Origin of the sequence: uncultured Stenotrophomonas sp., from assembly GCF_945952405.1 — a bacterium.
Lineage (GTDB): Bacteria > Pseudomonadota > Gammaproteobacteria > Xanthomonadales > Xanthomonadaceae > Stenotrophomonas.
Genome location: NZ_CAMFIA010000015.1, coordinates 41001 through 64797 on the forward strand (window position 1 = coordinate 41001; position 23797 = coordinate 64797).

A 23797-nucleotide genomic window follows, 5' to 3' on the forward strand; every position below is an offset into this window, starting at 1 on the left:
CAGACGGTCCGAGTGGGAGAGGGTGATCGGTGTTCACCGGCGTAGTTTGGCCGATGCGTGACGGCCGTGGTGTGACGGTGATGGCTTGCCGCGTTCGCCGGGCGGCGGGTAACGTGTCCGCACGCCAAGGAGTATTCCCATGCGCCGCCTGCCCTGGGTGGGCCTGCCCACCGACAGCACCGTGATCGGCCATCACCGTTTCGCGGTGGCTGGCGAGAAGTATGTGCGCGCGCTGGCCGAAGCCGCCGAAGTGACGCCGCTGGTGTTGCCGAGCCTGCAGCCCCCGTTGCCGGTCGATGACTGGTTGCAGGGGCTGGATGGCCTGCTGCTGACCGGTGCGGCCAGCAATATCGAACCGCAGCACTACGAGGGCGGCCGCAGCTGGCCCGGCAATCTGCATGACCCGGCCCGTGACGCCACCGCCTTTGCGCTGCTGCACGCGGCACTGGCGCTGGATCTTCCGGTACTGGCGATCTGCCGCGGCTTCCAGGAACTGAATGTCGCGCTCGGTGGCAGCCTGCATCCACAGGTGCACGCGGTGGAAGGACTGGCCGACCATCGCGAAGATCCGCTGGCGCCAGTGGAAGTGCAGTATGGGCCGGCGCACGCGGTCAGCCTGGCCGCCGGGGGCTGGCTGGCGCAGTGGCAGGGCGGTGACCGGGTGCAGGTCAATTCGGTGCATGGGCAGGGCATTGCCCGGCTGGCACCGGGCCTGCGGGTCGAGGCCCACGCCGATGACGGGCTGGTCGAGGCGGCGCGCAGCCTGCACCATCGTTTCGTGCTCGGCGTACAGTGGCACCCGGAATGGCGTGTCATGCAGGCGCCGTTCTATCACGCTATTTTCCGTGCGTTCGGCCAAGCTTGCCGGCAGCACCAACAGAACCGACTGGATTCCCGATGAGCTCCCGAACGCGCCCGCGCAAGACGGCAACGCCCCCCGCACCGCAGGAAAGCAGCCTGCTGCGCTGGCTGAAGGAGCGGCGCATCACCGAAGTCGAATGCCTGGTGCCGGACATCACCGGCAACGCGCGCGGCAAGATCATTCCTGCCGACAAGTTCTCGCACGACTACGGTACGCGCCTGCCCGAAGGCATCTTCGCCACCACCGTCACCGGCGAGTTCCCCGACGACTATTACGAGCTGACCTCGCCGTCGGACTCGGACATGATGCTGCGGCCGGATCCGGACACCGTGCGCATGGTGCCGTGGGCCGCCGATGCCACCGCACAGGTCATCCATGACTGCTACACCAAGAACGGAGAGCCGCACGAGCTGGCACCGCGCAACGTGCTGCGGCGGGTGCTGGCGGCCTACGCCGAACTGGGACTGCGCCCGGTGGTGGCACCGGAGCTGGAATTCTTCCTGGTGCAGAAGAACACCGATCCGGACTTCCCGCTGCTGCCGCCGGCCGGCCGTTCCGGGCGCCCGGAAACCGCGCGGCAGTCGTATTCGATCGACGCGGTCAACGAGTTCGACCCGATCCTCGATCTGATGTACGACTACGCCGATGCGATGAAGCTGGATGTCGATACGCTGATCCATGAATCCGGCGCGGCCCAGCTGGAAGTCAACTTCACCCATGCCGACGCCATGGACCTGGCCGACCAGGTGTTCCTGTTCAAGCGCACCATGCGCGAGGCGGCGTTGCGGCACGGGGTGTACGCGACCTTCCTGGCCAAGCCGATGGAGAACGAGCCGGGCAGCGCCATGCATATCCACCAGAGCCTGGTGCGGGTGAGTGATGGCAGCAACGTGTTTGCCGGCGAGACCGATGCCGAGGGTGAGTTCAGCCCGGTGTTCGGCCACTACCTGGGCGGCCTGCAGAAGTACGCACCACAGGCGATGGCGTTCTTCGCACCGAACGTGAATTCCTATCGCCGGCTGGTGTTCGGCGAAGTCTCGCCGAGCAACGTGCACTGGGGCTTCGACAACCGCACCTGTGGCCTGCGCGTGCCGCTGGATACGCCTGAGAACATGCGCGTGGAGAGCCGGTTTGCCGGTTCCGACGCCAACCCCTACCTGGCGATGGCCGCGACCCTGGCCTGCGGCCTGCTCGGCATCCGCGAGCGGCTGGCGCCGGATGCACCGGTGACCGGCAGCGCCAAGGAACTGGGCTACAACCTGCCGCGCTCGCTGGGTGAAGCGCTGGACGGGCTGGAGCAGTGCAGCGAGTTGCAGGCGCTTCTGGGCGAGCGCTTCTGCCGGGCCTACATCTCGGTCAAACGCAAGGAATACGAGACCTTTTTCCGTGTCATCAGCTCGTGGGAACGCGAGTTCCTGCTGCTGAACGTCTGAGCATCTGGAATAGAAAAATCCGCCGCCGGGGGGTAGGCTGGCACCCGTCGCCGGCCCCGCCGGCCCCCCTTCCCGCATTCTGGAGCACCCGATGAAGCTGCGTATCCTCACGCTCGGCCTGGCCTCCGCCATGCTCGCCGCCTGTGGCGGTGGCAACGGTGGCGCTCAGGACAGCCAGGTCCTGAACGTCTACAACTACAGCGATTACATCGCCGAGGACACCATTCCGACCTTCGAGAAGGAGAGCGGAATCAAGGTGACCTACGACGTGTTCGACAGCGATGAGATGGTCGAGACCAAGCTGCTGGCCGGCAACAGCGGCTACGACGTGGTGGTGCCGACCCTGAACTTCTTCGGGCGCCAGATCCAGGCCGGCGTGTTCCTGCCGCTGGACAAGAGCAAGATCCCGAACCTGGCCAACCTCGATCCGGCGGTGATGAAGCGCATCGCCACCCAGGATCCGGGCAACCAGTACGGTGTGCCGTACATGATCGGCACCACCGGCATCGGCTACAACGTGGAGATGCTGAAGCAGCGTTTCGGCGGCAGTGCCGACATCGCCAGCAGCTGGGACCTGGTGTTCAAGCCCGAGAACATCAGCAAGATGAAGGACTGCGGCGTGACCATCCTGGATACGCCGGCGGACATGATCCCGATCGCGCTGCACTACCTGGGCCTGGACCCGCACAGTGCGGACCCGGCCGAACTGCAGAAGGCGGCCGATCTGCTGAAGTCGATCCGCCCGTACGTGCAGAACTTCCACTCCTCGCAGTACGTCGGCTCGCTGGCCAACGGTGGCACCTGCCTGGTGGTCGGCTGGTCGGGTGACATCATCCAGGCCCGCGACCGCGCCGAGGAAGCCAGCAACGGCGTGCACGTGGCCTATTCGATTCCGAAGGAAGGCGCCCCGCAGTGGTTCGACATGCTGGCGATCCCGAAGGATGCCAAGCACCCGGAAGCCGCCTACAGGTTCATCAACTTCCTGCTGGAGCCGAAGGTCGCCGCGGCCAACACCAACTTCATCCACTACGCCAACCCGGTGCCGACCGCGACCCCGCTGGTGGATGAGGCGATCCGTACCGACCCGACCATCTACCCGCCGGCCGACGTGGCCGAGAAGATGTTCACCTATTCGATCAACACGCCGGAGACCGACAAGCTCTACACCCGGCTTTGGACCGAGGTGAAGACCGGCCGTTAAGCACCGACCGCCAGGCAAAGGTGGCTGCCGACCGGCAGGTAAAGGTGACTGCCGACTGGTAAAGGTGGGTGCCGACCGTTGGTCGGCACGCTCTCCCGCCAGAACCGACCCCCTGCCGGCCCCAGCCACCCCACCTGCCAGCCTGCCGCCTCCGGGTCCACCGCGGCCGGCTGGCCGCTGGCTGCCGACCGTGGTTCGGCACGCCTGGAATAACATTCACGATGGAAACGCAGTGGGCGAGTGCCTGAAAGACGGAGCAGTCGCTTTTCCTCCGCTGGAAGTCTTCTATAGCAGGGTAATTCGCCGAGAATGCCGGAAAATGGCGGACGGATCAGTATCCGTCCGCCGATTGCTTGCACTTCAACTCTCATGTCACGGATGCTTGTTGAACATGAATCTCAACGGAGTGAGCAATGAAAACCCTATCCTGGATCGGTTTCGTAATCATGTTCTTGGTCGCGGCTGCTCCCGCGAGTGCGCAGTTGTCCGTGCAGATGAAGCAGGCGGCTGGAGCCGCTGCGACCGACGTCGTGATCCACGTCACCTACCTCAACTCCGGCGCAGTGGCGCTCAGCATTCCCGAGCGTGGCCTGCCCAGAGCCCTGCAGGATGGAAGGTTGTGGAATGATGCGTTTCTTGTTGTCGCGCAGGATGGAAGTGCAGCTGCATATCGCGGAATCATTGCCCACCTGGGGGCCGCCGCCCGCGAGAGGGCGGTGACGCTGCAACCCGGGCAACGGTTTGTTCGACAGGTCAATGTCTCCTTGAGCTATGAGCTTCGTCCTGGCCAGACATACAGGGTTTCTACCCCTGTCCTCAGATACAGGATTCTTGACGGTTCAGAGGCCGCAGGGGCGACCAGGATCGACAAGGAGGCTTCCACTGCTCCCGTTTCAATGCTGATCGTCGCTCCGCTGCCGCCTGCTGGCAAAGCCGCCGAAACCGCGTCGCAGAAAGCATCGCGCCTAACATCCTGCACGCCAGCCCGGTTGAAGGACGTCACCGCGGGAGTGACGGCTGCGGCAGGTATCGCCCGCAGTTCGAAAAAAAGTATCTGGAGTCACTCTATGGATATGAGTTCGGAGAATCATCCATTATCGTGACGTTCAATGAAACCGCCCGCTACAGATCGTGGTTTGGTGAGCACGGTGATCCCAATATCGCAAACCCGATCAACGACCGGATCAGAAAGACGATCTCGGGAGTCGCTACCCGGTTCGCATTGCTCAAGCCACCTTCCTGTGATTGTCCGGAAGAGATGGTCGCAGACACCATCGCGTGGATCTCCACTGCAGTTCCCTATGTTGTGAATTACTGCCCGGGATTTTTCGATCTTCCGGTAGGCCCACATGTGCCCTCTGGGTCGCGCGCGGCCACCATCTACCATGAAGTAACGCATTTTGCCGATGCGCATGCGCTCGCAACCACAGATCTGGACGAACAGTTTCCAAGCCCGGAAGATGCGCGCTACGTTGCCAGGACGGCCCGCGATCTGGCGTCCGAGCACGCATACGGGTACGAGTATTTTGCTGACAATCATGGCAACGAGAACTGATCGCCTCGCCGCGGAAGGAATTGTTATTTTGTAACAATTCTTCTGCCTCAGCGGGCGGGCAGGGAGGGTTGAGGAGCGTGGGCAATGCTCTGGCGTCTTCCTGCCCGTTGCCGTCATATCCCCTGCGGCCCCTGGCCGGTAGAATGGCGGCCGCTGTCCACCGCCCGCTCCCGGAGCCCCCATGCCCGTTGAAGCCCAGCCGGTAGCCGCCGTCGTCGACACGACCGGTGTGCCCGGCTATCTCTCCATTCGTGACCTGCGCAAGGAATTCGACGGTTTCGTCGCTGTCGACGACGTCAACCTGGACGTGCGCAAGGGCGAGATCTTTGCCCTGCTCGGTGGCTCGGGCAGTGGCAAATCGACCCTGCTGCGCTGCCTGGGCGGCTTCGAGACGCCCACCAAGGGCAGCATCACCCTCGATGGCCAACGCCTGGACGCGCTGCCGCCGTACCAGCGGCCGGTCAACATGATGTTCCAGTCCTACGCGCTGTTCCCGCACATGACGGTCGAGCAGAACATCGGCTTCGGGCTCAAGCAGGATGGCCTGGGCAAGGATGCGATCAGCAAGCGCGTCGGCGAAATGCTCGATCTGGTACAGATGGGCCACCTTGGCAAGCGCAAGCCGCATCAGCTGTCCGGCGGACAGCAGCAGCGCGTGGCGCTGGCCCGGTCGCTGGCCAAGGGGCCGAAGCTGCTGTTGCTGGACGAGCCGATGGGTGCGCTGGACAAGAAGCTGCGCTCGCAGATGCAGCTGGAACTGGTCAGCATCATCGAATCGTCGGGCGTGACCTGCGTGATGGTCACCCACGACCAGGAAGAAGCGATGACCATGGCCACCCGCATCGCGGTGATGGATGCCGGCTGGATCCAGCAGGTCGGCAAGCCGGACGAGGTCTACGAACAGCCGGCCAACCGCTTCGTTGCCGAGTTCATCGGCTCGGTCAACCTGTTCGATGGGGTGATCGACGAGGACCTGCCCGAGTACGTGACCGTGCGTTCGCCGCTGTTCCCGGCGCCGATCTACATCGCCCACGGCATCACCGGCTATGAAGGACAGCCGGTCGCGTTCGCGCTGCGTCCGGAGAAGGTGATGATCGGCAAGGACGAGCCGGAAGGGCATACCAACAAGGCGCAGGGCGTGATCGAGGACATCGCCTATTTCGGCAGCCACTCGGTCTATCACGTGCGCCTGCCGAGTGGCGCCAAGGTACTGGCCAACTTCGCCAACTCGCAGCGCTGGGCCAGCGATGGGCTGACCTGGGGCGACAGCGTGTGGGTGCACTGGCGCGACAACGACGGCGTGGTGCTGACCTCATGAGCGTCGCCGGCCTGAAGCGCTGGCTGCCGGGGCTGCGTGCCACGGTGATCGGCATTCCGTACCTGTGGCTGCTGCTGTTCTTCGCAGTGCCGTTCCTGATCGTGCTGATGATCAGCTTCTCGCTCAGCCGGGTCGGCTCGCCGCCATACACCTGGCTGCTGCAGTACGCCGACGGCGGCTTCTCGCTGAAGCTGAACCTGGAAAACTACCTGGCGCTGTTCCGTGATTCGATCTATGCGCAGGCGTTCCTCAGCTCGATCAAGATCGCGGCGATCTCCACCCTGCTCACCCTGCTGATCGGCTACCCGATGGCCTATGCCATCGCGCGCCTGTCGCCGGCGGCGCGCAACGTGGCGATGATGCTGGTGGTGCTGCCGTCGTGGACCTCGTTCCTGATCCGCGTGTATGCGTGGAAAGCGATCCTGGACCGCAACGGCCTGCTCGACCAGTTCCTGCAGTTCACCGGCCTGCAGGCGCTGATGACCCATATCGGCCTGCCCAAGCTGCAGCTGATCGATACCCCGACCGCCGCCTACATCGGCATCGTCTACTGCTACCTGCCGTTCATGGTGCTGCCGCTGTACGCCAACCTGGTCAAGCACGACCACCGCCTGCTGGAAGCGGCCTACGACCTGGGGGCCAGGCCGTGGCAGGCATTCCTGCGCATCACCCTGCCGCTGTCCAGGGCCGGCATCATCGCCGGCTGCATGCTGGTGATGATCCCGGCCATTGGCGAGTTCGTGATCCCGGAGATGCTGGGTGGCTCGGAAACGCTGATGGTCGGCCGCCAGCTGTGGAATGAGTTCTTCAACAACCGCAACTGGCCGGGCGCTTCGGCGATGGCGGTGGCGATGATCCTGCTGCTGCTGGTGCCGATCCTGCTGTTCAACCGATCCCAGCAGCGCCTGCTGGAAGGGAAGCAGGCATGAGCCCGCGTACCGCCAAGGGCCTGGGGCTGGGCGTGCTGCTGCTCGGCTTCGCCTTCCTGTACCTGCCGATCCTGCTGTTGATGTTCTATTCGTTCAACAGCTCGCGGCTGGCGATGGTCTGGGCCGGCTTCTCCACCCGTGCCTACAGTGACCTGTTTGCCGACCGCGCGCTGATGGATGCGATGTGGACCAGCCTGGTGGTGGCGTTCTGGACCGCCTGCACCGCGACCGTGCTGGGCACGCTGGCGGCGATGGTGATGACCCGCTTCAAGCGCTTCCGCGGCAAGCCGTTGTTCGGTGCGCTGGTCACCGCGCCGCTGGTGATGCCGGATGTGATCCTGGGCTTCTCGCTGATGGCGCTGCTGGCTTCGATGGGGGCGATTCCCGGCTTCCCGGCACGCGGCCTGGCCACCATCTGGATCGCCCACGTCACCTTCACCCTGTGCTTCGTCACCGTGGTGGTGTCCTCGCGCCTGCAGGAAATGGATCTTTCCCTGGAGGAGGCGGCGATGGACCTCGGCGCCAGCCGGCTGACCGTGTTCACCCGCATCACCCTGCCGATCATCGCGCCGGCGCTGGTGGCGGGCTGGCTGCTGGCCTTCACCCTGTCGCTGGATGACGTGGTGGTGGCCAGCTTCGTGGCCACGCCGGGCTCGACCACGCTGCCGATGAAGGTATTCGCCTCGGTGCGCATGGGCATCAGCCCGAAGATCAACGCGCTGGCGACGCTGCTGGTGTCAGCGGTGTCGATCGCCGCGGTGGTCGGCTGGTACATCAATGCGCGCGCCGAGAAGCGGCGCCAGCGCGACCTGCAGCTGGCACGGCAGGACAACGGCTGATCCGGCAACATCCGGATCACGCGCGGCGGCGCACAATGGGGATCTACCAGAGGGAGATCCCCCATGACCGTCGAGATCATCGACCCGGCCACCGGCCTGGTGACCTACCGCCATGAACTGATGGCTGCTGCCGGGATCGAGCAGCGCCTGCAGGCCGCTGCCGACGCGTTCCCCGGCTGGGCCGGGCGTTCGCTGCAGGAACGCGGGGCGATCCTGCGCCAGATCGCCACGCAGCTGCGCGCGCGGCGCGACGACCTGCAGCAGGCAATGACCCATGAGATGGGCAAGCTCAAGGCCGAGGCATTGGCCGAGGTCGACAAGTGTGCGGCCGCCTGCGAGTACTACGCCGACCACGCGGCCGACTATCTCAAGCCGCAGCTGATCGATACCGAAGCCCAGCGCAGTTATGTGCGCTACGAACCGATCGGTTGCGTGTTCGCGGTGATGCCGTGGAATTTCCCGATCTGGCAGGTGTTCCGGTTCCTGGCCCCGGCATTCATGGCCGGCAATGTGGCGCTGCTCAAGCACGCCAGCAATGTGCCGCAGTGTGCCGACCTGATCCTGGCGGTCTGCCGGGAGGCGGGGCTGCCGGACGGCGTGTTCGATGTGCTGCACATCGACAACGACCAGGCGGCCGAGGTGCTGCGCGATGCGCGGGTGAAGGCGGTGACCCTGACCGGCAGCGAGCGGGCAGGGCGCTCGATCGCCTCCAATGCCGGCAGCCAGCTGAAGAAATCGGTGATGGAACTGGGCGGCAGCGACGCATTCGTGGTGCTGGAGGATGCCGACCTCGACCGCACCGTGGCGGCGGCGGTGAAGTCGCGCTTCGACAACAGCGGGCAGACCTGCATCGCCGCCAAGCGCTTCATCGTGGTCGAGGCGGTGGCCGATGAGTTCACCCGTCGCTTCGTCGAAGCGGCGGGCCAGCGCCAGTACGGAGATCCCGACGACCGCGCCACCACGCTGGCGCCGATGGCGCGGGCCGACCTGCGCGACGAACTGCACAAGCAGGTGCAGGCCAGCGTGGCCAAGGGCGCGCGGGTGCTGGTCGGTGGCGAGCCGATCGCCGGTACGCATGCGGGTTACCCGGCTACCGTGCTGGACCAGGTGGGCCCGGGCATGCCGGCCTACGATGAGGAACTGTTCGGTCCGGTGGCTGCGGTGATCCGGGTCGGCGACGAGGCCGAAGCGCTGCGCGTGGCCAACGATACCCGCTTTGGCCTGGGCGGCAGCGTGTGGACGCGCGATCCGGTGCGTGGTGAAACGTTCGCGCAGCGGATGGAATGCGGTGCCGCGTTCGTCAACGCCATCGTCAAGAGCGATGCGCGGCTGCCGTTCGGCGGCAGTAAACAGTCCGGCTTCGGCCGCGAACTGGCCGACCACGGCATCCATGAATTCATGAACATCAAGACCGTCTACGTGGCTTGATGCCGAGCGGTCGTGCCGGCCGCTGGCCGGCATTGCCGGGTTGCCGGCCAACGGCCGGCACTAGCAGAAGCGGGTCATGCGCCACGACCCACGATCGTGGCCCAGCGCTCTGGTGGGTATCGACCGTGGGTCGATACGCCCCTACAGCCACTTCGCGCGCTTGAACAACCGGTACAACCCCACGCAGACGCCACCGACGCCGATGATCATCATCGGGTAGGACCAGGGTTCACTCAGCTCCGGCATGTGGCTGAAGTTCATGCCGTACCAGCTGGTGATCAATGTCGGCGCGGCCAGCAGCGCGGCCCATGCGCCAAGGCGCTTGACTGTTTCACCCTGCGCCAGAGTCACCAGTGACAGGTTGACGCTCAGCGCGGTACCCAGCATCTCGCGCAGGGTATCGATCACATCGCTGATGCGCACCGCATGGTCGTGCACGTCGCGCACGTACAGCTTCACCTCGTCGGGGATCAGCTCGCCCTGGTAGCGGCGCAGCTGCGCCAGTACATCCTGCAGCGGGGCCACCGCCATCCGCATCTTGTTCAGTTCGCGCTTGAGCTCGTACAGCCGCACCACGGTGCTGCGCTTGTAGGTGTCGGCGAAGATGTCCTTTTCCAGCAGCTCCAGGGTGTCGCGGAAGCGGTGCACGATCGGCAGGTAGTTGTCGACCACGAAGTCGGTGACCGCGTACAGGCAGTACGACGGGCCCATCTTCAGCAGCTGCGGTTCGCGTTCCACGCGGGCACGCACCGGCGCGTACGACAACGAGGCGCCGTGGCGCACCGTGACCAGGAAGCGCGGGCCGAGGAAGGCATGGGTTTCGCCGTACTGGATGCGCTCGTCGACCATCTGCGCGGTGGTCACCACCACGAACAGCGAATTGCCGTAGGTCTCGACCTTGGGGCGCTGGTGCGCGTTGCGCGCATCCTCGATGGCCAGGTCGTGCAGGCAGAATTCCTCCTGCAGTTTCAGCAGCACGTCGTCGTTGGGATCGTACAGGCCGACCCAGACGAAACCGTTGCCACCGGCGATCACATCGCTGATGGCATCCAGGCTGATGTCGTGGCGTTTGCCTTCGTCATCGTAGTGGACGCAGTTGATGACGCAGGCGGGGTTGGCCGAGGCAGGTGCGGAAGCGGAGGCGGGCAATGACATGCCCGCCATCGTGCGTCAGTGGCGTGTTTCGGACAAGTGAGGACGGCGCCCCAGTACCCAGGCCAGGGCCACGTGCACTGGCAACAGCAGCACGATCCACTGCACGTTGTACTGCGCCTGCAGGCTCAGCCAGTGCAGCACCAGTGCGGCCACGGCCTGCACCGCCAGCAGCCACAGGACGATCCTGAACATGCGGCCGGGCACGCGCCGGCGCAGCAGGGCGATCGCCCCGGGAACGAGCAGCACGGCCAGTGGTGAAAGCAGCAGCAGGTTGCGGTTGGCCCAGGCGGCGTAGTGGGTGCTGAAGCCCCACAGGAACACCAGCAGGCTGCCGGCGATGGCGCACAGCAGCCAGAACGGCAGCGCCAGGCCGGCCAGCAGGCGAGGGCGGCTGCGCAGCGCCAATACAGCGGCGGCGATCACCAGGCCGCACAGCAGCCATGGCCACCAGCGGCGCGCGAATTCCTTCGGCTCCGGGTCGATGCGGTGTGGCAGCAGTTCCTGTTCGGACTGCACCAGCGGCCGGCCATCGCTGTTGCGGGCTTGGCGCAGTGCATCGGCCAGCCGCATCGGCACGAATGCCTCCTGCCAGCGCGACAGCGGCTGGTCGGCGAACGGCCCGAGGCCGACATCGAAGCCCAGCCACATCCACGGTGCAGGCGAGGCCAGCCGCACCGATTCACTGCGATACGTGTTGCCGCGCGAGCGCCCCGACAGCTGCGACTGCAGGCCGCCATCCAGCGCCTTGTCCACGGTGTCGCGCACCATCGTGGCGCAGTTGGCGGTGTAGTAGTCGTAGTGGTAGCGCGCGTTTTCGGGCTTGGCCCGTTCGGCCAGGTCGGCGGCCAGCGCACGGGCCTGGTCGGGGCGCAGGTCCAGCCACTGCACGCTGGCGCCACGGCCGGTCTCGTCGTAGTACGACAGGTCCTGCTGCAGCGGCAGCGCCACCAGGTAGTACATCATCTCGCCGCGCACGAAGCGGCTGATGAAATCGTCCTCGGAGGGATCGAAGTAACCGAAGTTGTACGACGTTGCCGCGCCGCTGGCCGGATCGACAACGACGATGGCGTCGTGGCCGAAGCGCTCGAAGAACACCGTGCCCGGCTGCATGGTCACCACGCCGATACGCGGCACCGCGGGGTCCGCATGCACGGCGGGCGTGGCCGGCGCGGCCGCCACCGCTTGCGCGGAAGCGACCAGCGGCACGGCCATGGCCAGCATGCACAGTGCCAGCCACAGGGTCAGGAGGGGGCCGCGGCGGTTCAAGCGTCGTCCTGCGCGTCCGGCGGCAGCACGGTCACGTGGAAGGCCTGCACGCGGCGTGCATCGGCACGCGCCACGCGGAACATGAAGCGGTCCAGCGCCAGCTCGTCGCCGACTTCCGGCAGGTGGCCCACCGCTTCGGTAACCAGTCCACCGATGGTGTCGTAGTCCTCGTCGGAGAAGGTGGCACCGAAGCGTTCGTTGAAATCGCCGATCGGGGTCAGCGCATCGACCACGTACTGGCCGTCGGACTGGATGGCGATCTGCGCCGACGGATCCTCGGCTTCGTCATGCTCGTCGTCGATCTCGCCGACGATCTGTTCCAGCACGTCCTCGATGGTGACCAGGCCGGCAACACCGCCGTACTCGTCGACCACGATGGCCATGTGGTTGCGCGACAGGCGGAACTCCTTCAGCAGCACGTTGAGCTTCTTCGCCTCCGGGATCAGCACCGCCGGGCGCAGCAGCTCGCGCACGTTGGCCGGACCATGGTCGGCGACCACCCCGCGCAGCAGGTCCTTGGCGAGCAGGATGCCAAGGATGTCGTCCTTGTTCTCGCCGTGTACCGGGAAGCGCGAATGGCCGGACTCGACCACCTGCTTCATCAGGTCCAGGAAGGGCGCTTCGACCGGCAGCGAGACCATCTGCGAGCGCGAGATCATCACGTCGCCCACGGTCAGCTCGGCCACCGAAATGGCGCCTTCCATCATCTTCAGGGTATCGGCGGCGATCAGACCCTCTTCCTGCGCGGTGTGCAGGACAGCGACCAGCTCGTCGCGGGTATGGGGTTCGCCGGAGAAGGCGGAGGTCAGGCGTTCAAGCCAACCCCGCTTCTTTTCACTGTGCTCCGCAGGGGAGCTACTACTGTCGTCTTCTGACATCTCTGGAAAAAAGGCACCCGGCAGGCCGGGCGTTGGCCCAAGTCTAGCAGGATGTGGCGGCCTGTCAGTGACTGCCGGTGGCCGCTGCCGGCGGGGCCGGGTCCGGTTCCGGCAGGTCCAGGCTGTAGGTGCAGCCGGCCAGGGTCTTGCCGGGGTGGGAGGCTACGGTGGAGACGCTGAGGATGATCGACTCGATCTGGGCCTCGCCGGTCCTGGGGTCGGTCACGTCGCGGCTGACCAGCTCGCGCCCGGCCATGAACTTGCCGTCCTGGTCGTAGCCGGTCTCCAGCTGCAGCTGCCTGGCCAGCGGGCGCGGATCGGCCTGGTCGAGCACCGCCATGATGCTGGCGCCGGCCAGCGCCACCCGCTCGGTGGACGCGCCGAACACGCTGATCGGGCGGGCCAAGCGGTACTCGCTCATGAACTGGTTGCCCTGTGGCAACGGTTGCAGGCCCTGCGCCACGGCCTTCAGCGGGTCGGCCAGCAGCGGCGCCAGCGCGCCCAGCTCGGCCACGCCCTGGCGGCACTCGATCAGGGCGGGCAGGTCCACGCCGGCCGCGAACGCCGGTGAGGTGGCAAGGGCACACAGCAGGGGCAGGCAGCAGCGCAGCGACACGAACGGGTTCCGCGGGCGTGGGGGCGTCATCATAGCCTCGAAGGACGCCTGAACGGCCTGCTGATGAGGTGGATGAATCCGACCACCACGGCGCGCACCGCCATCATCGACAGGGTGAGCAGCACCGACAGCAGCGCGATATGGACCAGCTGTACGGCGGTCCGCACTGCGGCCGCCAGCAGGCCGGGCGCCATGCTCCAGGGCATCAGCGCTGGCGTCACGTCCCTGGCGACCTTCATGTAGACCGCGGCCAGCACGAACAGGACCAGCAGCGAGGTCCGCGAGGCGTGGAAGAACGGCAGCGCGGCAGCGGGCCGTCCCAGCCATCGGTGCACCATCATCCGCCACAGCACGGGAAGCATGAGTGCACCCAGCAGCACCAGCAGCAGCGCGGCATTCCACAGGCCGGGAATGTGCGCGGGTTCCGGCCCACCGTTGAGGCGGGGACCGATGACGCCGAGCGCCAGGCCCGCCAGCAGGCAGATGGGCGACAGCACCGCCAGGCTGCGCAGCAACCAGTGCCGGCCGCTGGGGTCGGTGGCGCTGATGCGGCGCACGGCGTGGACGCCGAGCACCAGCAGAATGATGATCAGGCTGCCGCCGATCGGAAGGTAGTTGTCCTGGGGGCTCATCCTTGTTCCTCCTGTGCTGCGGCCAGAACGTTGCTGGCCGCGGGCGTTCAGCGCTCGCCGGCGTACGGGTCGGCGATGCCGAGTTCGGCCAGGATATCGCGCTCCAGCTGTTCCATTGCCTCGGCCTCCTTGTCGTCCTCATGGTCCCAGCCGAGCAGGTGCAGCACGCCATGCACGGTCAGGTGCGCGTAATGGGCGTTGAGCGCCTTGCCCTGCTCGTCGGCCTCGCGGGCGACCACCGGTGCGCAGATCACCAGGTCGCCGAGCAGCGGGAACTTGACGCCCTTGGGCAGGCCTTCGGGCACTTCGGCCGGGAAGCTGAGCACGTTGGTGGCGTAGTCCTTGCCACGGTAATGGCGGTTCAGTGACTGCCCTTCCTTGGCATCGACCACGCGGATGGCCAGGTCGGCCTCGCGGATGCGGCCCTTCAACGCGGCGGCCACCCACTTGCGGAAGCTGACGGCCGCAGGCAGGCCGGCACGCGGCATGGCATAACTGACGGCGACGTCCAGTCGCACGGGACCACGGGTCATGGAGTTGCTCCAGGTTGGATCTGATGCAGGTCGCGGCGGTCGTAGGCGCTGACGATGCGCGCCACCAGCGGGTGGCGGACCACGTCGCGTGATTCGAAGAAGGTGAAGCTGACGCCCTCGACGCCGCGCAGCACATCGATGGCATCGCGCAGTCCGGACCGCACGTGCTTGGGCAGGTCGGTCTGGGTCAGGTCGCCGGTGACCACCGCGGTGGAACCGAAACCGAGGCGGGTCAGGAACATCTTCATCTGTTCGATGGTGGTGTTCTGCGCCTCGTCCAGGATGACGAACGCATCGTTGAGCGTGCGGCCACGCATGTAGGCCAGCGGCGCGATCTCGATGACGTTCTTCTCCAGCAGCTTGACCACCTTTTCCACGCCCATCATCTCGTACAGGGCGTCGTACAGCGGTCGCAGGTAGGGATCGACCTTCTGGCTCAGGTCGCCGGGCAGGAAGCCGAGCTTCTCGCCGGCTTCCACCGCCGGGCGTACCAGGATCAGGCGCTGCACCCGCGATTCGTTCAGCGCTTCGACCGCGCTGGCCACCGCCAGGAAGGTCTTGCCGGTACCGGCCGGGCCGATGCCGAAGTTGATGTCGTGGGTGGCGATCTGGTGCAGGTAGCGGCCCTGGTTGGCACCGCGTCCGCGCACCGTGCCGCGCTTGACCTTGATCGCCACGTCCTGCGCTTCATAGGAGCGCTCGGCGATCTGCTCGACGTTGGCCTGCGCCAGCCGCAGGTGGATGGCGTGGTTGTCGAAGGTGGTCTCGCCGGCTTCGGCGTACAGCGCCTCAACCAGTTTCTGCGCCTCGGTGATCGCCTCGCTGGGCCCGCTGATGCGGAACACGAAACCACGATTGGCGATCTCCACGCCGAGCTTCAGCTCGATCTGGCGCAGGTGGCCATCGAAGGGGCCGCACAGGTTGGCCAGTCGCTCGTTGTCTTCCGGCGACAGGGTGAAGTCTCGATGCTCGATGCTTTTCATTGCTTGGGGTGGGGCGGGTTCGCCGTCCACCGCGATGGACTCGGGATGACAAGGTTACGCGCGTGCCGGGCGGGCGGCCAGCGCGGGCAACGGAACGGTGTGGCGCCAGGCGGTTTTCCACACCGGGTGTGGACCGGCGCTGCGGAAAGCTGTGGATAGCCCTTCGCAGCGCTTGTGCCACAAGCATCATGAGGGACTGGTGAAAAAACCGTCACGACCCGTCGCCACGCCCTCGCCGGGCACCACGCTGCCGGGCGGAGGGGCCGCCGGCGGTGCATGCCCGTTCAATCCGCTCTCCGCGCCGAACTTTTCCTGATGGCGGGGCAGGTTCTGCTGCCAAACGAGCAAGGGGGCCGTGTTTCGCCGGTTTTCCACACCGGTTGTGGAATGATGCTGAATCAACCTGTGGATAGGTAGCGCGGAGCCTTGCAGCGAAAGGCCCGCCGGCGTGTGGTGAAAAAACCGTCAGGTCTGATCGGGATCATTGTGGGTGCACGGGGCAGATGCCACCGTGGCGCCGTCGCAGGAGGGGATGGCATGGGCATGGGCATCGGCAACGGGATGCGGGGAATCGGACTGGTGGGCCTCGGCCTGCTGGCGGGCTGTGGCCCCTCCGCGCCGCACGCGCTGGGGACGCTGGAGTGGGACCGGATCACGGTGCCGGCACCGGCCGCCGAAGTGATCGCCGCGGTGGAGGTGCGCGAGGGCCAGCCGGTCAAGGCGGGCACCGTGCTGATGCAGCTCGATCCCGCCCGGGGCGACGCACAGTTCGCCGCCGCGCAGGCCGATATGCTGCGCGCGCAGGCACAGCTGGAAGAGCTGAAGATCGGCCCACGCCAGGAGCAGATCGCGCAGGCCCAGGCCCAGCTGGCCGCGCTTCGCGCGCAGGCCGTCGAAGCCAGCGCCTACTATCGCCGGGTGCAGCCGCTGGCACGCCAGCAGCTGGTGGCCGCCGCCGAACTGGACCGTGCGCGGGCCGCCGCCGGCAACGCCGAGGCCAGCGCGCGTGCCGCCGAACAGGTGTGGCTGGAACTGGTGCACGGCAGCCGTGCACAGGACATCACCCAGGGCCAGGCCGCGGCCGACGCCGCACGCGCACAGCAGGTGGTGCAGGGCGTGAACCTGCAGAAGCTGCAGTTGCGTGCACCGCGCGATGGTGTGGTCGATGCCTTGCCCTACCGGCAGGGCGACCAGGCGCCGATCGGCGCGCCGTTGGCGGTGATGCTGGTCGGTGAGCATCCCTATGCGCGCGTCTACCTGCCGCAGCCGCTGCGCCTGCAGGTGAAGGTCGGCCAGGCCGCGCAGATCCAGCTGGAGGGCGCGAGCACGGTGTTGAAAGGGCGCGTGCGCTCGATCCGCAGCGAACCGTCGTTCACCCCGTACTACGCACTGACCGGCGACGACGTCGAGCGCCTGAGCTACCTGGCTGAAATCGAAGTGGCCGAAGCCGCCGACATGCAGAAGCTGCCGGCCGGCCTGCCGGTGCAGGTGCGCTTCTGAACACCGGCCCGGACGTCGCAGTGCATGCGCAGGGCCTGACCCGCCGCTTCGGCGAGCTGCTGGCCGTGGACAACGTCGACCTGACCGTGCCGCGTGGCCAGGTCTATGGCTTCCTGGGCCCGAACGGGTCGGGCAAGTCGACCACCATCCGCATGCTGTGCGGCCTGCTGGAACCGAGCGCGGGGCAGATCGAGGTGCTGGGGCTGGCGGTTCCCGAGCAGGCCGAAGCGCTGCGCCGGCGCATCGGCTACATGACCCAGCGCTTTTCGCTGTACGAAGACCTGTCGGTACGCGAGAACCTGGAGTTCCTTGCCGCCATCCAGGACCTGCCGCGCGCGCAGGCCCGGCAACGGATCGATACGCTGCTGCAGCAGTACCGGTTGCAGGACCGGCAGCCGCAGCTGGCCGGCACGCTCAGCGGTGGCCAGAAGCAACGCCTGGCCCTGGCGGGTGCCGTCGTGCATGGCCCCGAACTGCTGTTCCTGGACGAGCCGACCAGCGCGGTCGATCCGGAGTCGCGCCGTGATTTCTGGGAGGCCCTGTTCGAACTGGCCGACGCCGGCACCACGGTGCTGGTTTCGACCCACTACATGGACGAAGCCGAACGCTGCCACCGGCTGGCGATCCTCGATCGCGGCGCGCTGGTGGCCGACGGCACGCCGGCCGAACTGTGCGCACGGCTGCAAGGGCGCACGCTGCAGGTCACCTCCGCGCAGCCGCGCCAGGCCAGCCGTGCGCTGGCTGAACTGCCGGGGGTGCTGAGCGTGGCGCAGATCGGCACCCAGCTGCGTGTGCTGTGCAGCGATGGCGCAGCCGACACGCCCGGCCTGCGCCAGGCACTGGCCAGTGCCGATCCGCAGGCCTGCATCGATGCGGTGGCGCCCAACCTCGAAGACGTGTTCGTGGCGGCGACCCGCGGCCGTGGCCGGGAGCCGTCGGCATGAACCTGCGCCGGTTGTGGGCGATCATGCTCAAGGAGCTGCGGCAGCTGCGCCGCGACCGCATCACTTTGGCCATGATCGTCGGCATTCCGGTGATGCAGCTGCTGCTGTTCGGCTATGCGATCAACCTCAACCTGCGCCACCTTGACGCCGGCGTTGCCGACCAGGCCAACAGTGCCGCCTCACGCGCGCTGGTGCAGGACATGGTTGCCACCGGGGTGATCGCGCCGCGTGACGAGTCCTATACGCCGGACCAGCTGATGCAGGCGCTGCGGCGTGGTGAGATCAGTGTCGGCATCGTGGTGCCGGCCGACTTCGAGCGCCGCCGCTTCGATGGCCGCGAAGCGGTGCAGGTGCTGGTCGATGGCAGCGACACGGTGGTGCAGAGTGCCGCGATCCAGCTGGCGCAGGTACCGCTGGATACGCGACCGACCAGCAATACGCGGCCGTTGCGCGACGGCAGCATCGCCAGCGGTGCGGTCAGCGTGATCAGCTTCTACAACCCGCAGCGGCGTTCTGCGGTGAACATCGTGCCGGGCCTGATCGGGGTCATCCTGACCATGACGCTGGTGATGTTCACCGCGGTGGCCGTGGTGCGTGAGCGCGAGCGCGGCAACATGGAACTGCTGATCGCCACGCCGGTGTCGCGCAGCGAGCTGATGGTCGGCAAGGTGCTGCCCTATGCAGCGATTGGCCTGCTGCAGACCACGCTGGTACTGGTGCTGGGGACCTGGCTGTTCCAGGTGCCGATCCGTGGCAGCCTGCTGGACATCTACCTGGCCGCGGTGCTGCTGGTGCTGGCCAACCTGGCCCTGGGCCTGCTGATCTCCACGCGCGCGCGCTCGCAGTTCCAGGCCATGCAGATGACCCTGTTCCTGTTCCTGCCGTCGATCCTGCTGTCGGGCTTCATGTTCCCGTTCGCCGGCATGCCGCGGCCGGTGCAATGGCTGGCGGAAGTGCTGCCGCTGACCCATTTCCTGCGGCTGGTGCGCGGCATCATGCTGCGTGGCGCCTCGCTGTGGGAGCTGTGGCCGGAGGCGTTGGCGCTGCTGGCCTTCATCGTGGTGATGATGACGCTGGCGATCCTGCGCTTCCGCAAGCGCCTGGATTAGGGAATCCACTCCGGTAGGTGCCAACCGTTGGCCGGCACATCTCTCTCGGTGGCTGCCGACCGTTGGTCGGCACATCTCTTCCGGTGGGTGCCGACCGTTGGTCGGCACACCTTATTCCGCCACCACCCGCGCGCGCAGCGAATTGGTCAGCGCTTCGGTGATCACCACGTCCACGAACTGGCCGATCAGGCGCGCCGGCGCCGGGAAGTTCACCGAGCGCATGTTCTCGGTCTTGCCGGTCAGCTCGTTCGGGTTCTTGCGCGAGGGGCCTTCCACCAGCACGGTCTGCACGGTGCCGACCATCTTTTCGGAGATGCCGGCCGCATGTGCATTGATGCGTTCCTGCAGGCGCGACAGGCGCGCGTGCTTCTCGGCATCGCTGATCGTGTCCTCCAGGTCCGCGGCCGGGGTGCCCGGCCGGCGCGAGTAGATGAAGGAGAAGCTGTGGTCGAAGCCGATGTCCTCGATCAGCTTCATGGTCTTCTCGAAGTCGGCGTCGGTCTCGCCGGGGAAGCCGACGATGAAGTCCGAGCTGATCGAGATGTCCGGGCGCACCGCGCGCAGCTTGCGGATCTTCGACTTGAATTCCAGCGCGGTGTAGCCACGCTTCATCGCCGACAGCACGCGGTCGCTGCCGGCCTGTACCGGCAGGTGCAGGAAATTGGCCAGCTGCGGCACGTCGCGGAACGCGTCGATCAGCGAATCGCTGAACTCCAGCGGATGCGAGGTGGTGAAGCGGATGCGGCCGACGCCGTCGATCTCGGCGATGGTGCGGATGAGCAGGCCCAGGTCGGCAAACTCGCCCTCGCCATAGGGGCCGCGATAGGCATTGACGTTCTGGCCGAGCAGGTTGATCTCGCGCACGCCCTGTGCAGCCAGCTGTGCCACTTCCACCACCACGTCCTCGAACGGGCGGCTGACCTCGGTGCCGCGGGTATAGGGCACCACGCAGAACGAGCAGTACTTGGAGCAGCCTTCCATGATCGACACGAACGCCGAGGCGCCGTCGGCGCGCGGCTCCGGCAGGCGGTCGAACTTCTCGATCTCCGGGAAGCTGATGTCCACCTGCGGGCGCTTCTGCTCGCGGCGCGCGCGGATCAGTTCCGGCAGGCGATGCAGGGTCTGCGGGCCGAACACCAGGTCCACGAACGGCGCGCGCTTGATGATGGCTTCGCCTTCCTGCGAGGCGACACAGCCGCCCACGCCGATGATCACCTCGCGGCCCTTGTTCTTCAGGCCCTTCCACACGCCCAGCTGGCTGAAGACCTTCTCCTGCGCCTTCTCGCGGATCGAGCAGGTGTTGACCAGGATGACGTCGGCGTCGTCCGGGCTGTCGGTCAGTTCCAGGCCATCGCTGGCGGCGAGCACATCGGCCATCTTGGCCGAGTCGTACTCGTTCATCTGGCAACCGTGGGTCTTGATGTAGAGCTTGCCCTTCACCTGGTCGGGCTTGCGCGGACCGGCGGGCAGGGCAACGAGCGGAGTACCGCCCAGGGGGGCGGGCGGAAAGACGTCTGGCGTCCCGGTCATGGCGCTTAATCCATTCGGGTGGCGGGAAAGCCGGCAATTCTACCCGCATCCCGCGCCCGCCGCCGTGCCCCTTGCTGTAGCGCCGGGCCCATGCCCGGCAGGCCATTCCCGCCCCCCCTTGTAGAGCCGAGCCCATGCTCGGCTGCCTTGTGCAAGGCGGGGGAGCAGCCGAGCATGGGCTCGGCTCTACAGGAGCGCAGGGGGCGGGAGCAGCCGAGCGCGGGCTCGGCTCCACAACAGGCTGGCGCCCGCGCGCCGTCAGGCCGCGGTCAGCTCCGCATCGATCTGCCGCGAACGGTCGAATGCGGTCATCGCGCTCATCCGGGCAATGTAGGCGGCCGTGGCCGGCGCCGGCTGTACCAGGCCGAAGGAGCTGGTCCAGGCCAGTGCATTGCCCCACAGCACGTCGGCGGCGCTCATCACCTCGCCGAGCAGGTACGGCCCCTGCGTCAGCTGGTCCTCGATCACCTGCAGCACGGTGTCGGCATCGTTGTACGGCGACATCAGGCGCGGCGGCGGCTCGCGATGCATTGCCTTGTCGATCAACGCCGGCTCGAAACAGGCGCCATAGAAGGCCATCCAGCGCAGGTAGGGGCCGCGCAGGGCGTGGCCGATCGGCGGTGCCAGCCCGGCTTCCGGATACAGGTCGGCCAGGTACAGGTAGATCGCCACCTGTTCGGTCACCAGGGCACCGTTGTGGACGATGGCCGGCACCTTGCCCATCGGGTTGATGGCCAGGTAGGCCGGGGCCAGGTTGGCGCCGGCCTTCAGGTCCAGCACCTGCATGCTGTAGTCGGCACCCAGCGCTTCAAGCAGGGCCACGGCGCCGCTCGAGCGCGAACGGGCGGCGTGGTACAGGGTGATCTGGCGGGATGTCATGGCATTGCTCCTTGCGGTGGGTGGTGAACTGGCGCCCATCCTGGGGCACTATTGCGGACGACTTCTGTCCTCGATCCTTCATGCGCCATACCGCCCATCGACTGCTGCGCCTGATCGCCCTGCTGCAGGCCCGCCGCCAGTGGTCCGGGGCGGAACTGGCCGAGCGCATGGGAGTGGACCGGCGCAGCATCCGCCGCGACATCGAGCGCCTGCGCGAACTGGGCTACCCGGTGCAGGCCTCGGCCGGGGTCGGCGGCGGCTACCAGCTCGGGGCCGGTGCACCGGTGCTGCCGATGCTGCTGGACGAGGAGGAGGCGACCACCCTGGCCATCGCCCTGCGCGCGGCCTCGGCCACGGTGGCCGGCATCGATGACACGGCGCGTGGCCTGCTGTCCAAGCTCGACCCGCTGGTGCCGACCCGCCGGCGCCAGCAGGCCGGTGAGGTGCATGCCGCCACCGCCACGTTGTCCGAAATGCCGGCCACCGACGCCCGCCTGCTCGGGCGGCTGGCCCAGCATTGCCGGCAGGCCTCGCGGCTGGCCTTCGAGTACCGCAGTGCGCAGGACGCGCTGACCCAGCGCGAGGTCGAGGCCCAGCACCTGGTCAATTACGGCCGGCGCTGGTACCTGCTGGCCTGGGACCTGGGGCGGCAGGACTGGCGGACCCTGCGCGTGGACCGGATGGGCGCGGTACGCGAGTGCTCCGAGCCCGGCATGCGCCGGCGTACCCCCGCACCGCCGGACGTGATGGTGCGGCAGGCGGTCAGCCAGGCGCCGTTCGCACTGCAGGCCATCGTCCGCCTGGCCGGCAGCCATGCCGAGCTGGAAGGACGCATCCCGCCCTGGTGCGGTGTGCTGGAAGCCGATGGCGCCGACCACTGCCTGCTGCGCATGGGCGCCGAGAGCCGCGGCATGATGCTGGCGCAGATCCTCAGCCTGGACCGGGTGCCGGTGGCGCTGTGGACGACGCCGGCGGGCCTGCGCGACGAACTGGCGCAGCGCCTGGCCGGGCTGGGCCAGCTGCTGGCTGTGGCGCCGGTCACAGGCTGAGCTGCATCGCTTGGCAAGCCCCGACGAAGCTGGGACACTCGCCGCCATGAAGGGGATACTGGGGACAACGGCGATCATCATCGCTGCGCTGACCGCTGCGCCGGCCAGCGCCGGGACCCTGTACAAGTGCCAGGGCGCCGACGGCGTCACCAGTTATGTCAGCAAGCGCGTCAGCGGGGCCCGCTGCAGCAGCATCAGCTACAGCCGCGACACCCGACCGGCCGCGCGTCCGGTGGTGGCCGCGCCGAAGCCGGCGCCGACCACCGTGGCCAGCATCGAACGCAACCCGGTGGCGGTGGCAGCCAGTGCCGTGGCGCCGGCCGCTCCCGCCTCCGCGTCGCTGCCGGTCGCCGCTGCCGCGCCTGCGGCCACCCCGCGTGCCGGGCGCATGGTCAGCGGTCAGGTCTATTCCTTCATGAAGGATGGCGTGCGCCACTACACCAGTGCGCGCCCGACCCAGCTGGCCAACCTCGGCCCGGTGCGCACCATCCGCTACAGCTTCATGGAGCGCTGCTACGCCTGCGGGGTCAATCCACGCGTGGACTTCGGCACGGTGCGGCTGAACACCACGGCTTTCCAGAGCGAGATCACTTCGGCTGCGCGCGAGTTCGGCGTGGACGAGGCGGTGGTGCGCGCGATCATCCATGCCGAGTCGGCCTACAATCCGACCGCGCTCAGCCGCGCCGGTGCGCAGGGCCTGATGCAGCTGATGCCGCCGACCGCCGCCCGCTTCGGGGTCAGTGATTCGTATGACGCCGGCCAGAACATCCGGGGCGGCGTGCAGTATCTTGCGTGGTTGCTGAAGCGCTTCAATGGTGACCTGACCCTGGCCGCAGCCGGCTACAACGCCGGTGAAGGCGCGGTCGACCGCCACGGTGGCGTACCGCCCTACAGCGAGACCCAGTACTACGTACGCCGGGTCGGGCAGCTGGCCGAGCGTTACCGCAGCGCCCTGAGCCACCAGTAGGTGCCGACCCTTGGTCGGCACATCTACCAGGCAACGGTAGGTGCCGACCGTTGGTCGGCACATCTGCCAGGCGAAGGTAGGTGCCGGCCGTTGGTCGGCACATCTGCCACGCAACGGTAGGTGCCGACCGTTGGTCGGTACATCTGCCAGGCGACGGTAGGTGCCGACCGTTGGTCGGCACAACCACTGAT

Annotated in this window: 23 protein-coding genes; 14 read left to right on the top strand and 9 right to left on the bottom strand. The window is 67.0% G+C overall.

What is annotated here, in order from left to right; all coding sequences use genetic code 11:
• The first annotated feature begins 139 nt into the window (after positions 1 to 139).
• The 9 genes from Q0P60_RS14965 (at position 140) to Q0P60_RS15005 (ending at position 9565) form a co-directional block, all read left to right on the top strand.
• Positions 140 to 901 carry a gamma-glutamyl-gamma-aminobutyrate hydrolase family protein gene (locus Q0P60_RS14965; RefSeq protein WP_294995026.1) on the top strand — a complete coding sequence of 254 codons (762 nt, stop codon included), beginning with the start codon at positions 140 to 142 and terminating at the stop codon, positions 899 to 901.
• The gene (locus Q0P60_RS14970; RefSeq protein ID WP_294995029.1) at positions 898 to 2295 is read left to right on the top strand and encodes a glutamine synthetase family protein; all 1398 of its coding nucleotides are present in this window, start codon (positions 898 to 900) and stop codon (positions 2293 to 2295) included. Before Q0P60_RS14965 ends, Q0P60_RS14970 begins: the two co-directional genes overlap by 4 nt.
• A gap of 91 nt (positions 2296 to 2386) precedes the next feature.
• Positions 2387 to 3496 (top strand): polyamine ABC transporter substrate-binding protein, encoded by a 1110-nt coding sequence (locus tag Q0P60_RS14975; RefSeq protein ID WP_294995032.1) that lies wholly within the window; start codon positions 2387 to 2389, stop codon positions 3494 to 3496.
• A gap of 413 nt (positions 3497 to 3909) precedes the next feature.
• Positions 3910 to 4599, top strand: a complete 690-nt coding sequence (locus Q0P60_RS14980) for a hypothetical protein (protein ID WP_294995035.1) — start codon at positions 3910 to 3912, stop codon at positions 4597 to 4599.
• Positions 4596 to 5051, top strand: a complete 456-nt coding sequence (locus Q0P60_RS14985) for a M35 family metallo-endopeptidase (protein WP_294995039.1) — start codon at positions 4596 to 4598, stop codon at positions 5049 to 5051. Before Q0P60_RS14980 ends, Q0P60_RS14985 begins: the two co-directional genes overlap by 4 nt.
• Positions 5052 to 5232: 181 nt before the next feature.
• On the top strand, positions 5233 to 6369 hold the full coding sequence (gene potA / locus Q0P60_RS14990) for a polyamine ABC transporter ATP-binding protein (protein WP_294995042.1): 1137 nt from the start codon (positions 5233 to 5235) through the stop codon (positions 6367 to 6369).
• A complete protein-coding gene (locus tag Q0P60_RS14995; protein WP_294995045.1) occupies positions 6366 to 7298 on the top strand; it encodes an ABC transporter permease subunit in 933 nt (310 codons plus the stop codon). The genes potA and Q0P60_RS14995 overlap by 4 nt, the downstream gene beginning before the upstream one ends.
• Entirely contained in the window at positions 7295 to 8137 is an 843-nt protein-coding gene (locus tag Q0P60_RS15000) for an ABC transporter permease subunit (RefSeq protein ID WP_294995048.1), read from the top strand. The genes Q0P60_RS14995 and Q0P60_RS15000 overlap by 4 nt, the downstream gene beginning before the upstream one ends.
• 63 nt (positions 8138 to 8200) lie before the next feature.
• Positions 8201 to 9565: an NAD-dependent succinate-semialdehyde dehydrogenase gene (locus Q0P60_RS15005; RefSeq protein ID WP_294995051.1), complete on the top strand. Its 1365-nt coding sequence runs from the start codon at positions 8201 to 8203 to the stop codon at positions 9563 to 9565.
• Between the two features lie 141 nt (positions 9566 to 9706).
• Here Q0P60_RS15005 and Q0P60_RS15010 read toward each other — a convergent pair whose 3' ends face one another.
• The 7 genes from Q0P60_RS15010 to Q0P60_RS15040 all read right to left on the bottom strand — a co-directional run bounded on the left by Q0P60_RS15010 (position 9707) and on the right by Q0P60_RS15040 (position 15628).
• Positions 9707 to 10729, bottom strand: a complete 1023-nt coding sequence (locus Q0P60_RS15010; RefSeq protein WP_294995054.1) for a magnesium and cobalt transport protein CorA — start codon at positions 10727 to 10729, stop codon at positions 9707 to 9709.
• A 6-nt stretch (positions 10730 to 10735) separates the two neighbouring features.
• Positions 10736 to 11986 carry a DUF4105 domain-containing protein gene (locus Q0P60_RS15015; RefSeq protein WP_294995057.1) on the bottom strand — a complete coding sequence of 417 codons (1251 nt, stop codon included), beginning with the start codon at positions 11984 to 11986 and terminating at the stop codon, positions 10736 to 10738.
• On the bottom strand, positions 11983 to 12864 hold the full coding sequence (locus tag Q0P60_RS15020) for a transporter associated domain-containing protein (RefSeq protein ID WP_294995060.1): 882 nt from the start codon (positions 12862 to 12864) through the stop codon (positions 11983 to 11985). The genes Q0P60_RS15015 and Q0P60_RS15020 overlap by 4 nt, the downstream gene beginning before the upstream one ends.
• 64 nt (positions 12865 to 12928) lie before the next feature.
• Positions 12929 to 13510 carry a hypothetical protein gene (locus tag Q0P60_RS15025; protein WP_294995063.1) on the bottom strand — a complete coding sequence of 194 codons (582 nt, stop codon included), beginning with the start codon at positions 13508 to 13510 and terminating at the stop codon, positions 12929 to 12931.
• Positions 13510 to 14112 carry a hypothetical protein gene (locus Q0P60_RS15030; protein WP_294995066.1) on the bottom strand — a complete coding sequence of 201 codons (603 nt, stop codon included), beginning with the start codon at positions 14110 to 14112 and terminating at the stop codon, positions 13510 to 13512. The genes Q0P60_RS15025 and Q0P60_RS15030 overlap by 1 nt, the downstream gene beginning before the upstream one ends.
• A 47-nt stretch (positions 14113 to 14159) precedes the next feature.
• On the bottom strand, positions 14160 to 14645 hold the full coding sequence (gene ybeY / locus Q0P60_RS15035) for an rRNA maturation RNase YbeY (RefSeq protein WP_294995069.1): 486 nt from the start codon (positions 14643 to 14645) through the stop codon (positions 14160 to 14162).
• Positions 14642 to 15628, bottom strand: coding sequence for a PhoH family protein (locus tag Q0P60_RS15040; RefSeq protein WP_294995112.1), 987 nt, complete (start codon positions 15626 to 15628; stop codon positions 14642 to 14644). The genes ybeY and Q0P60_RS15040 overlap by 4 nt, the downstream gene beginning before the upstream one ends.
• 543 nt (positions 15629 to 16171) lie before the next feature.
• Between Q0P60_RS15040 and Q0P60_RS15045 the strand changes: the two genes are divergently transcribed.
• Genes Q0P60_RS15045 through Q0P60_RS15055 form a run of 3 tightly spaced genes read left to right on the top strand, consistent with a single transcriptional unit; the run spans position 16172 to position 19181 of the window.
• Positions 16172 to 17128: an HlyD family efflux transporter periplasmic adaptor subunit gene (locus Q0P60_RS15045; protein ID WP_294995217.1), complete on the top strand. Its 957-nt coding sequence runs from the start codon at positions 16172 to 16174 to the stop codon at positions 17126 to 17128.
• A 20-nt stretch (positions 17129 to 17148) separates the two neighbouring features.
• On the top strand, positions 17149 to 18072 hold the full coding sequence (locus tag Q0P60_RS15050) for an ABC transporter ATP-binding protein (RefSeq protein ID WP_294995115.1): 924 nt from the start codon (positions 17149 to 17151) through the stop codon (positions 18070 to 18072).
• The gene (locus tag Q0P60_RS15055; protein WP_294995118.1) at positions 18069 to 19181 is read left to right on the top strand and encodes an ABC transporter permease; all 1113 of its coding nucleotides are present in this window, start codon (positions 18069 to 18071) and stop codon (positions 19179 to 19181) included. Before Q0P60_RS15050 ends, Q0P60_RS15055 begins: the two co-directional genes overlap by 4 nt.
• Positions 19182 to 19292: 111 nt before the next feature.
• Here Q0P60_RS15055 and miaB read toward each other — a convergent pair whose 3' ends face one another.
• Together miaB and Q0P60_RS15065 are read right to left on the bottom strand one after the other, a co-directional pair.
• Positions 19293 to 20711 carry a tRNA (N6-isopentenyl adenosine(37)-C2)-methylthiotransferase MiaB gene (miaB, locus tag Q0P60_RS15060; RefSeq protein WP_294995121.1) on the bottom strand — a complete coding sequence of 473 codons (1419 nt, stop codon included), beginning with the start codon at positions 20709 to 20711 and terminating at the stop codon, positions 19293 to 19295.
• Between the two features lie 258 nt (positions 20712 to 20969).
• Positions 20970 to 21590, bottom strand: a complete 621-nt coding sequence (locus Q0P60_RS15065) for a glutathione S-transferase (RefSeq protein ID WP_294995124.1) — start codon at positions 21588 to 21590, stop codon at positions 20970 to 20972.
• Positions 21591 to 21670: 80 nt separating this feature from the next.
• On the opposite strand from Q0P60_RS15065, the gene Q0P60_RS15070 reads away from it, so the two are divergent.
• Both Q0P60_RS15070 and Q0P60_RS15075 read left to right on the top strand, forming a co-directional pair.
• A complete protein-coding gene (locus Q0P60_RS15070) occupies positions 21671 to 22639 on the top strand; it encodes a WYL domain-containing protein (protein WP_294995127.1) in 969 nt (322 codons plus the stop codon).
• A 46-nt stretch (positions 22640 to 22685) separates the two neighbouring features.
• Entirely contained in the window at positions 22686 to 23606 is a 921-nt protein-coding gene (locus Q0P60_RS15075) for a lytic transglycosylase domain-containing protein (RefSeq protein ID WP_294995130.1), read from the top strand.
• Positions 23607 to 23797: the final 191 nt, after the last annotated feature.

Excerpts from the sequence above, each read along its gene's own strand:
- Q0P60_RS14965 (WP_294995026.1), top strand. The coding sequence starts at position 140 with ATGCGCCGCCTGCCCTGGGTGGGCCTGCCCACCGACAGCACCGTGATC.
- Q0P60_RS14970 (WP_294995029.1), top strand. The coding sequence starts at position 898 with ATGAGCTCCCGAACGCGCCCGCGCAAGACGGCAACGCCCCCCGCACCG.
- Q0P60_RS14975 (WP_294995032.1), top strand. The coding sequence starts at position 2,387 with ATGAAGCTGCGTATCCTCACGCTCGGCCTGGCCTCCGCCATGCTCGCC.
- Q0P60_RS14980 (WP_294995035.1), top strand. The coding sequence starts at position 3,910 with ATGAAAACCCTATCCTGGATCGGTTTCGTAATCATGTTCTTGGTCGCG.
- potA (WP_294995042.1), top strand. The coding sequence starts at position 5,233 with ATGCCCGTTGAAGCCCAGCCGGTAGCCGCCGTCGTCGACACGACCGGT.
- Q0P60_RS14995 (WP_294995045.1), top strand. The coding sequence starts at position 6,366 with ATGAGCGTCGCCGGCCTGAAGCGCTGGCTGCCGGGGCTGCGTGCCACG.
- Q0P60_RS15000 (WP_294995048.1), top strand. The coding sequence starts at position 7,295 with ATGAGCCCGCGTACCGCCAAGGGCCTGGGGCTGGGCGTGCTGCTGCTC.
- Q0P60_RS15005 (WP_294995051.1), top strand. The coding sequence starts at position 8,201 with ATGACCGTCGAGATCATCGACCCGGCCACCGGCCTGGTGACCTACCGC.
- Q0P60_RS15010 (WP_294995054.1), bottom strand. The coding sequence starts at position 10,729 with ATGGCGGGCATGTCATTGCCCGCCTCCGCTTCCGCACCTGCCTCGGCC.
- Q0P60_RS15020 (WP_294995060.1), bottom strand. The coding sequence starts at position 12,864 with ATGTCAGAAGACGACAGTAGTAGCTCCCCTGCGGAGCACAGTGAAAAG.
- Q0P60_RS15025 (WP_294995063.1), bottom strand. The coding sequence starts at position 13,510 with ATGACGCCCCCACGCCCGCGGAACCCGTTCGTGTCGCTGCGCTGCTGC.
- Q0P60_RS15030 (WP_294995066.1), bottom strand. The coding sequence starts at position 14,112 with ATGAGCCCCCAGGACAACTACCTTCCGATCGGCGGCAGCCTGATCATC.
- ybeY (WP_294995069.1), bottom strand. The coding sequence starts at position 14,645 with ATGACCCGTGGTCCCGTGCGACTGGACGTCGCCGTCAGTTATGCCATG.
- Q0P60_RS15040 (WP_294995112.1), bottom strand. The coding sequence starts at position 15,628 with ATGAAAAGCATCGAGCATCGAGACTTCACCCTGTCGCCGGAAGACAAC.
- Q0P60_RS15045 (WP_294995217.1), top strand. The coding sequence starts at position 16,172 with ATGGGCATCGGCAACGGGATGCGGGGAATCGGACTGGTGGGCCTCGGC.
- Q0P60_RS15055 (WP_294995118.1), top strand. The coding sequence starts at position 18,069 with ATGAACCTGCGCCGGTTGTGGGCGATCATGCTCAAGGAGCTGCGGCAG.
- miaB (WP_294995121.1), bottom strand. The coding sequence starts at position 20,711 with ATGACCGGGACGCCAGACGTCTTTCCGCCCGCCCCCCTGGGCGGTACT.
- Q0P60_RS15065 (WP_294995124.1), bottom strand. The coding sequence starts at position 21,590 with ATGACATCCCGCCAGATCACCCTGTACCACGCCGCCCGTTCGCGCTCG.
- Q0P60_RS15070 (WP_294995127.1), top strand. The coding sequence starts at position 21,671 with ATGCGCCATACCGCCCATCGACTGCTGCGCCTGATCGCCCTGCTGCAG.
- Q0P60_RS15075 (WP_294995130.1), top strand. The coding sequence starts at position 22,686 with ATGAAGGGGATACTGGGGACAACGGCGATCATCATCGCTGCGCTGACC.